Origin of the sequence: Sphaerimonospora cavernae (assembly GCF_042435035.1) — a bacterium.
GTDB lineage: Bacteria > Actinomycetota > Actinomycetes > Streptosporangiales > Streptosporangiaceae > Sphaerimonospora > Sphaerimonospora cavernae.
Map to the genome: position 1 here is coordinate 206,555 of NZ_JBHMQT010000044.1, position 13,273 is coordinate 219,827.

Genomic DNA, 13,273 nt, shown 5'->3' on the forward strand with positions numbered 1-13,273 from the left:
GCATACTGTTTCGTGTTGGCACTCACCCGTAGAGAGTGCCAACTGCGACGAGACTGGTCTGACACCCGCGACGGCAGGCCGCTGGTCGCCTCTTCAGCTCATTCATCGCAATCTGAAGGGGAGGTCCGATCGTGACGACCGCCACCAAGGTTCCCGTTAAGCCGCTCGGCGACCGCATCGTGGTCCAGCCGCTTGAGGCCGAGCAGACCACCGCCTCCGGCCTGGTCATCCCGGACACCGCCAAGGAGAAGCCGCAGGAGGGCAAGGTCCTCGCGGTGGGCCCGGGCAACTGGGACGAGGACGGCAAGAAGCGGATCCCGCTCGACGTCAAGGAGGGCGACGTCGTCCTCTACAGCAAGTATGGCGGCACCGAGGTCAAGTACGGCGGCGAGGAGTACCTGGTGCTCTCCGCTCGCGACGTGCTCGCCATCATCGAGAAGTAAGCCGCGTACGGCATGCGGAGCCCCGGGACACGTGCCCGGGGCTCACTGCTCAGAAGGAGACGTGAATGCCCAAGATCCTGGAGTTCGAAGAGGACGCGCGGCGCGCTCTCGAGCGTGGCGTGAACGCCCTCGCCGACGCGGTCAAGGTGACCCTCGGCCCGCGCGGCCGCAACGTCGTCATCGACAAGAAGTTCGGCGCGCCCACCATCACCAACGACGGTGTGACGATCGCCCGTGAGGTCGAGCTCGAAAAGCCGTACGAGAACCTCGGCGCGCAGCTCGCCAAGGAAGTCGCGACCAAGACCAACGACATCGCCGGCGACGGCACGACGACGGCGACCGTGCTGGCCCAGGCGATGGTCCGCGAGGGCCTGCGCAACGTCGCGGCCGGCGCCGCGCCGCTGGCGCTCAAGCGCGGCATCGACGTCGCGGCCAAGACCGTCAGCGAGCGGCTGCTCGACAGTGCCCGCCACGTCGAGGACAAGAAGGAGATCGCCAATGTCGCGACGATCTCCGCTCAGGACGCCAAGATCGGTGAGCTGATCGCCGAGGCGTTCGACAAGGTGGGCAAGGACGGTGTCATCACCGTCGAGGAGTCCAACGCGATGGGCCTGGAGCTGGAGTTCACCGAGGGCCTCCAGTTCGACAAGGGCTACCTGTCGCACTACATGGTGACCGACCCCGAGCGCATGGAGGCCGTGCTCGAGGAGCCGTACGTCCTGATCCACCAGGGCAAGATCTCCTCGATCGCGGACTTCCTGCCGCTGCTGGAGAAGGTCGCCCAGACCAAGCGGCAGCTGCTGGTCATCGCCGAGGACGTCGAGGGCGAGGCCCTGGCCGTCCTGGTGACCAACAAGATCCGCGGCACCTTCACCTCCGTCGCCGTCAAGGCGCCCGGTTTCGGCGACCGGCGCAAGGCCATGCTGCAGGACATCGCGATCCTCACCGGCGGCCAGGTCGTCAGCGAGGAGGTCGGCCTCAAGCTGGAGCACGTCGGCCTCGAGGTGCTCGGCACCGCCCGTCGCATCGTGATCAACAAGGACAACACCACGCTCGTCGACGGCGCCGGTGACGCGCAGGCGATCGAGGACCGGGTCCGCGAGATCAAGCTGGCGATCGAGCAGTCGGACTCCGACTGGGACCGCGAGAAGCTGCAGGAGCGGCTGGCGAAGCTCGCCGGCGGCGTCTGCGTGCTGCGGGTCGGCGCCGCCACCGAGGTGGAGCTCAAGGAGAAGAAGCACCGTCTCGAGGACGCGATCTCCGCGACCCGTGCCGCCATCGAGGAGGGCATCGTCTCCGGCGGCGGCTCCGCGCTGGTGCACGTGTCCAAGGAGCTGGACGACCTGGGCCTGTCGGGCGACGAGGCCACTGGTGTCGGCATCGTGCGCAAGGCGCTGGTCGAGCCCGCCCGCTGGATCGCGGAGAACGCCGGCATGGAGGGGTACGTCGTCGTCTCCAAGATCTCCGCGCTCGACGCCGGGGAGGGCCTCAACGCCGCGACGGGTGAGTACGGCGACCTGGTGGCCCAGGGCGTCATCGACCCCGTCAAGGTGACCCGGTCGGCCGTGCAGAACGCCGCGTCCATCGCCGGCATGCTGCTGACGACCGAGGCGCTCGTGGTGGACAAGCCCGAGGAGGAGGCCCCCGCCGCCGCCGGTGGTCACGGTCACGGCCACGGTCACGGCCACTGAGCCCTCAGCCCATGATGCGCTGATCACCGGACCGCGGTCCGGTGACGCGAGCCGCGTACGGCTCCCGCCTCCCGAGGCGGGAGCCGTACTTTTTTCCGGCCACCACCGGCCGAATAAGCGGCAATAGGGACAGGTTGTTGGAATGTTCCAATGTTTAGTGATCGCTCGATTACTTATCGTTATCGGCGCGTCAATGTGACCAATCCGTAGCCGTCAACCATGACGACATGAACGATCGTGGCGGGCATCATGCCTAACGTGACCGAGGGACGCGTCGCCGACGCCGCAACTGGGGTAAGGCTTGCGACGAGATCGGATGAGTCCGACCTCAGGGAACTGACGAGCCTCGCCGTACGGGGAGATCGCGCCGCGATCGAGTCTTTGCTGGGACATCTGCGCCCGATGGTGGTTCGTTACTGCAGAGCCAGGCTCGGCAGGGTCTCGGGTCATTATCACATCGCGGACGATGTGGCCCAGGAGGTGTGCATCGCCGTGCTGTCGGCGCTGCCCCGTTACCGCGACATGGGGCGCCCGTTCGCGTCGTTCGTGTTCGGGATCGCCTCGCACAAGGTCGCGGACGCGCTGCGCAGTTCGGTGCGCTCGGCGGTGCCGACGCAGGACCTGCCGGACGGGCCGGACGAGAGGCCTGGGCCCGAGGAGACCGTGGTGCGTTACATCGAGGCGCAACGTGCGCGGGCCCTGCTCTCGCGGCTTCCCGAAAACCAGCGGGAGCTCCTGATCCTGCGGGTGGTATCGGGGCTCTCGGCCGAGGAGACCGGTAATGTACTGGGCATGTCACCAGGTGCCGTCCGGGTTGCCCAGCATCGCGCTCTCGCCAGATTGCGGCAGATCGCCGAGCTGGAGTCGATTGCTTGACCGCCCACGTGGAGGACGACACAGCGCTCACCGACACCGTCCTCGATGCGCTCGCACGTCGCGAGATCGTGGAGTCGGACGCCGACCCGGCCGTCCGGCTGCTCAGTGATCCCGCCGTCCGGCTTCTCAAAGCGCTCGTCGCCGACGTCGACGAGGCGGGCGGGGCGGCCGACTACCGGCTCTCCTCCGTGTCGATCACGCCGTCCACGTAGCCCCTGGCGTACTCCCAGCTGACGTAGTTGGCCGGGTCTGGGCGATAGGCCGGTTCGTGCACCTGCGGTCGGCCGTTGTCGATCATCTGCCGTAGGTTGCCGCGGAGCAGGTCCCAGTCGAAGTAATGCTGGTCGCCGCACTCCGGACAGTCGAGAACCAGGCCGAGCACGCCCTGAGGCTCCAGCAGGGAGCGGAAGACCTCCACGTCGGCCAGGTCGGTCAGCGCCTCGTCGCGCTCGGCATGGGTCAGCGGCTCGGGGTCGTCCGGCGCTCCGAGCTCCCCTGCGGGGTCGTTGGGGTCATCCGCGAAAGGATCGCGGGGGACGTCTTCCAGCACGCATCCCACCCTATGGCTACGACCGACCCGGCGGTGGAAAGTGAGCCCCGGCCGACAGGAGTCGGAGCGGCCGAGCAGCCGCCGTTTCTGGGCCGGCATCTATCTGATCTTCGGGGCCTGTCGTTCGCCCTCGCCGTCGTCGTGCCGCTGACTGCGGCCGCCGCACACGTTCAGCGGATTTCCGCGCAGGCATTGCGCATTGACGTTCCGTGACGCATCATTGACTTTGCGTTAGCACGGTGGCCGCGTCACTCGGGCGCGGAGGGGGGTTCGATGGCTGCGGCCGGTGCGATGCCCGTGAAGGTGGGGGGATCATTCGTGATCCCCCCACTTTTGGTTTGCGTGCGACCCATAGACTGACGTCGGTGCTGCGGAACAACCCCCCCGCCAAGGCGGGACGGGTTGGCGCAGGAGGGGTCGGCGCAGGAGGGTTGGAGATGGCCAAGTTCACCGAACCGGGGCTCACGTTCGACGACGTGCTCCTCGTTCCCGCCTATTCGGATCTTCAGCCGGGTGAGGCCGACACCACGACTCGTCTGTCGCGGAGCATCACGCTGCGCATCCCACTGGTGTCCGCGGCCATGGACACGGTGACCGAGGCCCGGATGGCCGTCGCGATGGCCCGTCAGGGCGGCATCGGGATCCTGCACCGCAACCTCTCGATCGAGGACCAGGCCCAGCAGGTCGACCTGGTCAAGCGCTCGGAGGCGGGGATGGTGACCAACCCGGTGACCTGCTCTCCGGATGACACGCTGGCCGATGTCGAGCGGCTGTGCGCCACGTACCGGATCTCCGGTGTACCGGTCACCGGCGCCGACGGCATGTTGGTAGGGATCGTGACGAACCGGGACATGCGGTTCGAGACCGACCACGGCAGGCCGGTCCACGAGGTCATGACCGCCATGCCGCTGGTGACGGCCCTCGTCGGGGTTTCCCGTGACGAGGCATTCCTGCTGCTCCGGCAGAACAAGGTGGAGAAGCTCCCACTGGTCGACGAGGCCGGGCGGCTGCGGGGCCTCATCACGGTCAAGGACTTCATCAAGAGCGAGCAGTATCCCCTCGCCACCAAGGACGCCAACGGGCGGCTCATGGTCGGCGCGGCCATCGGCGTCGCGGGCGACGCCGAGCAGCGCGCGGCGGCCCTCATCGAGGCCGGGGCCGACGTCATCGTGGTGGACGTCGCCCACGGGCACTCCCAGGGCCTGTGCGACATGGTCGCCAAGGTGAAGGCCAACGCCAACGGGCGGGTGGACGTGGTCGCGGGCAACGTGGCCACCCGGGCCGGGGCCCAGGCCCTGGTGGACGCGGGCGCGGACGCGGTCAAGGTGGGCGTGGGCCCCGGCTCCATCTGCACCACCCGCGTCGTCGCGGGCGTGGGAGCCCCCCAGCTCACCGCGATCTACGAGGCGGCCCGGGCCTGCGCGTCGGCGGGCGTGCCGGTCATCGGCGACGGCGGCCTGCAGTATTCGGGGGACATCGCCAAGGCGCTGGCCGCCGGCGCCGACACGGTCATGCTGGGCTCGCTGCTCGCCGGCTGCGAGGAGTCGCCCGGCGACCTGATCTTCATCAACGGCAAGCAGTTCAAGTCCTACCGGGGCATGGGCTCGCTCGGCGCCGTACGGAACCGCGAGCGCGGCGGGGAGTCCTTCAGTAAGGACCGCTACGCCCAGGCCGAGGTGTCCGGGGAGGACAAGTACATCCCCGAGGGCATCGAGGGTCAGGTGCCCTATCGCGGCCCAGTCGCGGCGGTGGCCCACCAACTCGTCGGCGGGCTGTGCCAGGGCATGTGGTACGCCGGCTGCCGGACGGTCTCCGAGCTGCACGAGAAGGCGCAGCTCATGCCCATCACGGCGGCGGGCCTCAACGAGAGCCACCCGCATGACATCCAGATGACGGTCGAGGCGCCGAACTACCACCGGCGCTGACACCACGTTCAACGGTCAGGAAGAAGAGAACAGGCGGCGATGAGTCAGGTGGAGATCGGGCGCGGCAAGAGCGGGCGGCGGGCGTACGCACTGGACGAGATCGGCATCGTGCCATCCCGGCGTACCCGCGATCCCGAGGAGGTCTCGATCTCCTGGCAGATCGATGCCTACCGTTTCGGCCTGCCGCTGGTGGCGAGCCCGATGGACAGCGTGGTCTCCCCGGCCACGGCCATCGAGATCGGCCGGCTGGGCGGCCTGGCCGTGCTGGACCTGGAGGGGCTGTGGACGCGCTACGACGACCCCGCACCGCTGCTGGAGGAGGTCGCCACCCTCGATGAGGCGGCCGCGACCCGGCGGCTGCAGGAGATCTACACCGCGCCGATCCGGGACGACCTGATCGGACGGCGGATCGAGGAGATCCGCGCCGGGGGCGTCACGGCGGCGGTACGGCTGTCGCCGCAGCGGACCGTTCAGCACCACAAGGCCGTGATCGACGCCGGCGTGGACATCTTCGTGATCCGCGGCACCACGGTCTCCGCCGAGCACGTGTCCGGCCGGGCCGAGCCGCTGAACCTGAAGCAGTTCATCTACGAGCTCGACGTCCCGGTCATCGTCGGCGGCTGCGCGACGTACACGGCCGCGCTGCACCTCATGCGGACCGGCGCGGCGGGCGTGCTCGTCGGGTTCGGCGGCGGCGCCTCGCACACCACCCGTAACGTGCTGGGTGTGGCGGTGCCGATGGCCACGGCGATCTCCGACGTCGCGGCGGCCCGCCGCGACTACCTGGACGAGTCGGGCGGTCGATACGTCCACGTGATCGCGGACGGCAGCATGGGCGGGTCGGGTGACATCGCCAAGGCCGTCGCCTGCGGCGCGGACGCCGTCATGGTGGGGTCGCCGCTCGCCAGGGCGTCCGACGCCCCCGGTCGCGGGTTCCACTGGGGTTCGGAGGCGCACCACCCCGAGCTGCCGCGCGGCAGGCGGGTCGAGTTCGGCACGATTGGCACGCTGGAGCAGATCCTGCACGGCCCGTCCGTCGTGGCCGACGGTTCCATGAACCTGATGGGCGCCCTCAAGCGCACGATGGCCACCGCCGGCTACTCGGACCTCAAGGAGTTCCAGCGCGTCGAGGTCGTCGTCGCGCCGATCCAACCCTGAGGCCGATCCAGCCCTGAGCTGATCCGACTCTGGGGTGACGCGCTGAAACGCGTGGGCGGGCGCCGGTCTCGTGGACCAGGTGCCCGCCCGTTGTGTTACACGTCGCGTCCGTCGTTTTGGGCCGGGCGCGACCGCCGGCCGGGTCAGGCCAGGTCTTGCGGCGTCAGGTCAGGTCTTTCCGGGGCCGGTTTTTCCGTCCGCCGCGCCGGGCGATGGTCCAGGTGACGGTGCCCCCGCCGAGCAGCAGCGCCATCGTCAGGCCCCACAGCGGTGGGACGTCGCCGGGATCCGCCTCCGCCGAGATCACCGGCCCCGGGCCGTAGCCGCCCGCGGCGCCGTCGTTCGCGTAGGCCGAGCCAGGCAGCTTGTCCGCGTATCGGCCGGCCACCAGGCGCTGGTAGTCCGCCAGCGGCATGCCCTGGTCACCGACGGAACCGCGCGCCTCGTCGTTGAGCGGGACGATCCGGCCACCCCTGAGTGCGTACCAGGCGTTGATCTGCGGTTCGCGGAAGATCTTGCCCGGCTGTGAGGCGTAGCGCTGCTCGTCATCGCCGCTGGCGATGTTGCTCACCTCCCAGCGGCCGGTACGTGAGCGGGTCGTCCAGATCGAGGCGGTCTGTCCGTCGGCCGAGGTGGCCGGGGTGGCCAGGAACGCGAACTGGGCGACCTCACTCGAACTGCCGGCGACGAACGCCGGATTGAGGTAGTTGACCACCACCATCTGCTCGCCGACCCGGGCCGCCACCGCCGGGGGCTGGACGCCCTGCGCGGGGGGTGCGCCCTTGTTGGCGAAGAACCGGCCGAGGGTCTGCCGGACTTCCACGCTGTTGGCCGCCGAACGGGCCGCCGCCATGTCGGAGGGCCCGGGCTGTGTGACCTGCGCGGCCGCCCGATCCTCCGCTTGCACGGCAGGGGCGGGGTCGGGATCATCCGATGCCGCGTGGGCGGCGACGGCCGGGGCGAGCACGACGGAGCCCGCCAGGGCGGCGACTGCGACGATGCGCTTCATGCGGGCCTCCTCATGCACCGATGTTGTGGAGGGAATGGGTCCAGAAGAAGTTCGAGTTGCTGACGTAGTAGTTGTAGGTCGCCCAGTTGTAGCGGGAGCTGGACGGCCACGGATCGCCCCAGTAGACCCACGACGTGCTCTTGTCGTAGCCGTAGATCGTCTGCATGTGGCCGCCGCCGGAGGTCCACTGGATGCGGGCCATGACCGGGTGGCGGGCGTCGATGTTCCTGATGATGGTGCTGTAGTTCAGGTAGCTGTTGATGTAGTTACCCGGCGAGATGCCGATCTTGTAGAAGGCGTTCTGGTCGTTGGCGAGGGTGGCCTGGTTGTTCGGGCAGCCGCTGTTGATCGTCCGGTTGAAGGCCAGGTTGCAGAACTGGTTCTGGCTGTAGGAGTAGCCGTAGTAGGCGGCGACCGTGTTGCCGGCGGCCGCCCAGCACCAGTTGGAGTACTGCTGGGCCTGCATCGTGATATTGAGGCGTTGCCAGGTGTAGGCGTGGGCGGTGCCGGTCGCCGCCATCCAGGTCCCGGCCGCCAGCGCGAGCGCGCCGGTCGTCCGCAGGAGCCTGCCGACTGGGGAAGGCATGTCGCACTCCTTGGGGGGAGGGGGGTGTGTTCGGCACGATGGTCCGGCTCGGCGGCGTGCCGTACAAGCGGCGTTACAGCTCGCCGTGGGTGGTCTGTGAACGGGTATGTGAAGCCCGGCATGACGTGGGCCGACAACCGTGACACCAGAGCAAGAGTCTGTGAATATTCACACATGTCGAGTGAGCGGGAATTGCAGGCCGCGCTCCGGGACGGACCCTTCCACGTCGCGTTCCGTGCCGCAGTGGAGTCGCGCGGCCTGACGCTGGACCGACTGCGGCACCGCCTGCGGGAACGCGGCCTGCGGGTGGGCACGACGAGCCTGAGCTACTGGCAACAGGGGCTGCGCCGTCCGGAACGCGCCGAATCGCTGCGTGCCGTACGTGCGCTGGAGGAGATCCTCACCCTGCCTCCCCGTTCCCTGACGGACCTGCTCGGCCCGCCCCGGCCCCGGGGGCGCGGCACGGGGCTGCCGCCGGGCGCGGTGGGCTATGCCACGATCCTGGACGCGGCTCCCGATCTGTCCGCCCTGTTGCGGGAGCTGGACTGGACGGCCGACGACCGGCGACTGCACATCGCCGCCATGTACGAGACGGTGCGGATCGGGGCCGACCGGAGCATCATCCGGCGCGAGACGCTCCAGGTGCTGCGCGCGCACGAGGACGCGGCCGACCGCCACATCACGATCTACCGGGGCGACACGGGCTGCGACGTGGATCGGGTCCGCATCCGGGCGCTGGAGGACTGCCGGCTCGGTCGGATCCGCCGCCATGGGCCGTCCGGCCTGGTGGCGGCTGAGCTGCTGTTCGACCGGGAGCTGCGGACCGGCGACACCCAGGTCGTCCGGTATGACCTGATCGACCCCAGCGGCATGGCGGGCACGGAGTACGAACGCGGCTTCCGCTTTCCAGCCGGTCAGTACACGCTCCGCGTGTGCTTCGACCCGGTCGCCCTCCCCGTCCGCATCCACGGATACACCCGGCGAGGGCCGGCGGCAGGCGAGAACGACCGCAGAGAGCTGACACTCAACGCGCACCACGCGGTCCACCTGATGGCCGAGTCCATCCGGCCCGGCCTGGTAGGCATCCGCTGGGACTGGCCCAGCTAATCCCCGTGATCTTGCGAATACTCGCACATCGAGCCATGACCTGTGCTTATGCCGTTCGTGATCTTGCAGTTTCTCGCAGACCTGTCCTTTGAACAGCGAAAACACTGTTCGTGATCTTGCACTCGCGACTGCAAGATCACGAACGGCATAAGCACAGGTCAGGTGGCTCGCCTGCAAGAAACTGCAAGATTAAAAAGTTGATTTGCGCAGGTCAAGGGGGTGGTGTGCGAGAAACTGCAAGATCACGGGGAGGGGGGTTGTGGCTCGGTGATCCAGGTGCCGCGCTTCATGACGCCGTCGACCTGGAGATCGTCGCCGAGCAGCACGAGATCGGCGTCCTTGCCGACCGAGATCGAGCCGACCCGGTGGTCCAGGCCGAGGACGCGGGCGGGCGTGAGCGACGCCATCAGCGCGGCGTCGACGAGTGAGGCGCCCATTTCCCGAACGGTCCGCCGGAACGCCATGTCCATGGTCAGCGTGCTCCCCGCGATCGAACCGCCCCCCGGATCGCCCCCGGCCAGTCGCGCCACGCCGTCCGCGACATCGACCGTCATCGGGCCGAGCCGGTAGCGCCCGTCGCCCATGCCCGCGGCGCCCATCGCGTCGGTGATGAGCGCCGTACGGCCCGGGCCCGCCTGGTGCGCGGCGAGCCGCAGCATGGCCGGGTGGACGTGTACGCCGTCGTTGATGAGCTCGACCGTGATCCGCTCGTCCTCGAGGAGGGCGGCGATCGGGCCGGGAGCGCGGTGGCCGAGCTGCGGCATCGCGTTGTAGAGGTGGGTCGCGACCGTGGCCCCCGCGTCGATGCCGGCGATCGTCTGCTCGTAGCCTGCGTCGCAGTGGCCGATGGCGGCGATCACCCCCTCGGCGGCGGCGTCCCTGATGAGGTCAAGGGCATCGGGCAGCTCGGGGGCGATTGTGAGCATGCGAACGTGGCCCCGGCCGGCCTTGAGCAGCGCCCGGAACTCCGCCCGGTCCGGCTCGCGCAGCTTCGCGGGGTCGTGCGCGCCGCACCGGGACTTCGCGATGTACGGACCCTCGAAGTGGATGCCGGCGAGGACTCCCTGCTCGCACAGGTCGGCCAGGGCGGAGGCCGCCCGGGCCAGCGCCTCCGGCGAGGCCGTGACCAGGCTGGCGATCGAGGTCGTCGAGCCGTGCCCGAGGTGGAAGGCCGCGACGGCGGCCGCGGACTCCGGATCCCCGTCGGGATAGGACCCGCCCGCCCCGCCGTGGGTGTGGATGTCGACGAACCCGGGCACGATCACCCGTCCGCCCAGGCTGTGCCCGTTGCCGTTCCGAGGACCCGGCCCCCGCCCGATGTGCGTGATCCGCCCGTCCTCGATGGTGAGCCAGCCGTCGTGTACCTCGTTCGGGGTCACTACGCGCAGATCCGAGAGAGTCATGCTCATGCGCCCCATCTTTCCGCTTCCGCTCGGCATCCGCCGTACTGGGTGGGCTCGCATGGCATGGATAGATTGAGGGTGATCGCAAAATATCTCGCGGTATGGAGAGTCGATGTCGCCGACAGAGGTCCAGTTGCTGCCCGTCACTGTTGGCGCCGATGCCCTGGCCGAGCTGACCGATATGGTCAACCGGGTGTACGCGGTCGCGGAAGAGGGCCTGTGGGTGGACGGCGCCGCCCGTACGACGGTCGAAGAGATGTCGGAGCTCGTCCGTGCCGGGGAGATCGTGGTGGCCCGGATGGACGGCCGGATCGTCGGCAGCGTCCGCGTGCAGCGGCTCGAGGGCGGAGTGGGCGAGTTCGGCATGCTCGCCATGGAGCCCGAGCATCGCGGAGCCGGCATCGGCCGGCAGCTGATCGAGTTCGTCGAACGGCTGAGCCGTGAACGCGGGCTGGCGACCATGCAACTCGAGGTGCTGGTCCCCCGGGATTGGCGGCATCCGTTCAAGGAGTACCTGAACGGCTGGTACACCCGGATCGGCTACCGGATCGTGCGCATCGGCTCCCTCGAGGAGACCAACCCGGACCTCGTCCCGCTTCTCGCCACCTCCTGTGACCTCCGCATCTACCACAAGAACCTCAGCCCCGCTCCCGTCGGCAGCCGGCCGTGACTTCCCGCGTCCCTGCTGTGGCAGCCGTCAGCGGCGATCGATGATGAACAGCGCGTCTGGCACTTCATCGTCCGCGCCGCGGCGACCTCGTGAGATGCCTGGGATGCACCAAGGCAAGGGTATTAACCTTGACGTCATGGCTCTCTGGGGTGACGTGGAACGCGCGGCGCTTGTGGCGCTGCTTCGCCATACCCCGACAGAGCAAGGCCGGCGTGACCTCGTCCAGCGGATCACTGAGAGGGGCTCTGTACTCGACCTGCTCCGGGAAAGGCTGGGTCCGGCCGACCTGTTCACCGATCCGATGGAAGACGCTGTACGCGAGGCGATGCGTGAGCTCGCTTCATGGGAACAGGAAGGCATCCACGTTCTCACCATGGGTGATGAGTGGTATCCGTACCGCCTCCGGGATGTCTTCGATCGGCCGCCATTGCTGTTCGGCCGGGGAGAGATCATTCCCGATGATCAAGGTGTCGCGGTGGTCGGGTCAAGGGCAGTCTCAGACCCTGGGCGGCGGGTGGCCGGAGAACTGGCAAGGGGCCTGGTCGAGCGAGGGCTGACTGTCGTCTCCGGCTTGGCAGCCGGCGTCGATGCGGCCGCGCATCGGGCCGCGATCCGGGCCGGGGGACGAACAGTCGCCGTGATCGGCACCGGCATCCGGCGCTGTTTTCCGCAGGAGAATCGAGATCTACATCGAGAGGTCGCGGATTACGGCGCGGTGATTTCTCAGTTCTGGCCCGACAAGGAGCCGGACAAGCAAACTTTCCCGCAGCGTAACGGGACGATGTCCGGATACGCCCTTGCCACCGTGATCGTTGAGGCCACAGAACGTAGCGGCACCCGAATCCAGGCCCGGAAGGCAGTCGAACATGGCCGCCCGGTTATCCTCCTGCGATCGGTGATCGAACGCACCCAATGGGCACGTACGGCTGCCCGTCTCCCCGATGTGCATGTGGTGGACAACGTCGAGGAGGCTATCGCTCTTGTCGACGAGGTGGTCGACCGGCCCAATCAGATCGAGCAACTGCTCATTTCGGCCCTCGGCGGTTGAGCGTGCCGCAGCCGGACGCGGACCTGCGAGTGATCATTCGCGCCCGTCTGGGTGCAATTATGCGCAATCCCACCCGCGAGCCGAATGTGACCTGCGAAGTCTGCGCGGTGCCGGTCGAAAGGCAGTACAGCCGTTGTTACCGCTGTCACCAGGATCTCCTCAACGCTCGGGTGCCGGTGGCTCAGCGAGTCGTGCCTCTCACCTACGCGGTTTACGGGGAACAGTCCAACAGCGACATGCACCGCTACAAGGACCCGATGCCAGACCTACAGCGAAGTAGGAATGCGTCTTTCCAACGCGTACTGCTGCTGGTCCTCGGCTTCGCCCTGAACCACGCGGAATGCATCGATCACGTTACAGGCATGCCGGTGACCCGACTGGTGACGGTTCCTTCGTTACGAGGACGCCCAGGTCGCCATCCACTTGCATTGGTGAGCGAAGCTCTGCCACTCCATTGGAAGCGTGTTGACCTACAGGCTGTTCCGGGAGTTCCTGAGGATCGGCGCCGCACAATCAACCCCGACCATTTCCTCCTACCAGCTCCGCAGGAAGTCAGAGGTCAGCACGTTGTCATCCTGGAAGACACCTGGGTTCAGGGCGGCCACGCGCAGTCCGCGGCGGCGTCAGTCCTCCGGGCAGGCGCGGCCGAGGTGACTGTCGTCGCTATCGCGCGGCGGATCCGACTGGATTCGCAGCGCTCAACCGTTGAGAAGCACCTGCACCAGATCCTTCAGGGCGCTGAGTACAACATTGAAATCTGCCCGGTCACGGGTGGTCCCTGTCCTTAGACATCCACCCCGGTTGACA

14 protein-coding genes are annotated in these 13,273 nt (G+C 68.2%); 10 read left to right on the top strand and 4 right to left on the bottom strand.

What is annotated here, in order from left to right:
* Positions 1 to 131: 131 nt before the first annotated feature.
* The 4 genes from groES (at position 132) to ACFHYQ_RS21050 (ending at position 3,222) form a co-directional block, all read left to right on the top strand.
* Complete coding sequence (gene groES, locus ACFHYQ_RS21035) at positions 132 to 443, top strand: co-chaperone GroES (protein WP_446746305.1); 312 nt, start codon at positions 132 to 134, stop codon at positions 441 to 443.
* 65 nt (positions 444 to 508) lie between these two features.
* The gene (gene groL / locus ACFHYQ_RS21040; protein WP_394302843.1) at positions 509 to 2,134 is read left to right on the top strand and encodes a chaperonin GroEL; all 1,626 of its coding nucleotides are present in this window, start codon (positions 509 to 511) and stop codon (positions 2,132 to 2,134) included.
* Positions 2,135 to 2,383: 249 nt separating this feature from the next.
* Positions 2,384 to 3,010, top strand: a complete 627-nt coding sequence (locus ACFHYQ_RS21045; protein WP_394303024.1) for a sigma-70 family RNA polymerase sigma factor — start codon at positions 2,384 to 2,386, stop codon at positions 3,008 to 3,010.
* Entirely contained in the window at positions 3,007 to 3,222 is a 216-nt protein-coding gene (locus ACFHYQ_RS21050; RefSeq protein ID WP_394302844.1) for a hypothetical protein, read from the top strand. Before ACFHYQ_RS21045 ends, ACFHYQ_RS21050 begins: the two co-directional genes overlap by 4 nt.
* On the opposite strand, the gene ACFHYQ_RS21055 is transcribed toward ACFHYQ_RS21050, so the two are convergent.
* Positions 3,183 to 3,560: a DUF5319 domain-containing protein gene (locus ACFHYQ_RS21055; protein WP_394302845.1), complete on the bottom strand. Its 378-nt coding sequence runs from the start codon at positions 3,558 to 3,560 to the stop codon at positions 3,183 to 3,185. The genes ACFHYQ_RS21050 and ACFHYQ_RS21055 overlap by 40 nt on opposite strands.
* Positions 3,561 to 3,997: 437 nt before the next feature.
* On the opposite strand from ACFHYQ_RS21055, the gene guaB reads away from it, so the two are divergent.
* Complete coding sequence (guaB, locus tag ACFHYQ_RS21060) at positions 3,998 to 5,485, top strand: IMP dehydrogenase (RefSeq protein WP_394302846.1); 1,488 nt, start codon at positions 3,998 to 4,000, stop codon at positions 5,483 to 5,485.
* A gap of 39 nt (positions 5,486 to 5,524) precedes the next feature.
* A complete protein-coding gene (locus ACFHYQ_RS21065) occupies positions 5,525 to 6,643 on the top strand; it encodes a GuaB3 family IMP dehydrogenase-related protein (protein ID WP_394302847.1) in 1,119 nt (372 codons plus the stop codon).
* A 163-nt stretch (positions 6,644 to 6,806) separates the two neighbouring features.
* On the opposite strand, the gene ACFHYQ_RS21070 is transcribed toward ACFHYQ_RS21065, so the two are convergent.
* Both ACFHYQ_RS21070 and ACFHYQ_RS21075 read right to left on the bottom strand, forming a co-directional pair.
* On the bottom strand, positions 6,807 to 7,652 hold the full coding sequence (locus ACFHYQ_RS21070) for a hypothetical protein (protein ID WP_394302848.1): 846 nt from the start codon (positions 7,650 to 7,652) through the stop codon (positions 6,807 to 6,809).
* Between the two features lie 10 nt (positions 7,653 to 7,662).
* The gene (locus ACFHYQ_RS21075) at positions 7,663 to 8,238 is read right to left on the bottom strand and encodes a papain-like cysteine protease family protein (protein ID WP_394302849.1); all 576 of its coding nucleotides are present in this window, start codon (positions 8,236 to 8,238) and stop codon (positions 7,663 to 7,665) included.
* Between the two features lie 174 nt (positions 8,239 to 8,412).
* On the opposite strand from ACFHYQ_RS21075, the gene ACFHYQ_RS21080 reads away from it, so the two are divergent.
* Positions 8,413 to 9,345, top strand: coding sequence for a hypothetical protein (locus ACFHYQ_RS21080; RefSeq protein WP_394302850.1), 933 nt, complete (start codon positions 8,413 to 8,415; stop codon positions 9,343 to 9,345).
* A 242-nt stretch (positions 9,346 to 9,587) separates the two neighbouring features.
* Here the strand turns inward: ACFHYQ_RS21080 and nagA are convergent, their stop codons facing one another.
* Positions 9,588 to 10,754: an N-acetylglucosamine-6-phosphate deacetylase gene (nagA, locus tag ACFHYQ_RS21085; protein WP_394302851.1), complete on the bottom strand. Its 1,167-nt coding sequence runs from the start codon at positions 10,752 to 10,754 to the stop codon at positions 9,588 to 9,590.
* Positions 10,755 to 10,860: 106 nt separating this feature from the next.
* Between nagA and ACFHYQ_RS21090 the strand changes: the two genes are divergently transcribed.
* From ACFHYQ_RS21090 to ACFHYQ_RS21100, 3 genes are all read left to right on the top strand, one after another.
* Positions 10,861 to 11,418 (top strand): GNAT family N-acetyltransferase, encoded by a 558-nt coding sequence (locus ACFHYQ_RS21090; protein WP_394302852.1) that lies wholly within the window; start codon positions 10,861 to 10,863, stop codon positions 11,416 to 11,418.
* Between the two features lie 136 nt (positions 11,419 to 11,554).
* The gene (locus ACFHYQ_RS21095) at positions 11,555 to 12,466 is read left to right on the top strand and encodes a DNA-processing protein DprA (protein WP_394302853.1); all 912 of its coding nucleotides are present in this window, start codon (positions 11,555 to 11,557) and stop codon (positions 12,464 to 12,466) included.
* Positions 12,463 to 13,254 (top strand): phosphoribosyltransferase, encoded by a 792-nt coding sequence (locus tag ACFHYQ_RS21100; protein ID WP_394302854.1) that lies wholly within the window; start codon positions 12,463 to 12,465, stop codon positions 13,252 to 13,254. The genes ACFHYQ_RS21095 and ACFHYQ_RS21100 overlap by 4 nt, the downstream gene beginning before the upstream one ends.
* Positions 13,255 to 13,273: the final 19 nt, after the last annotated feature.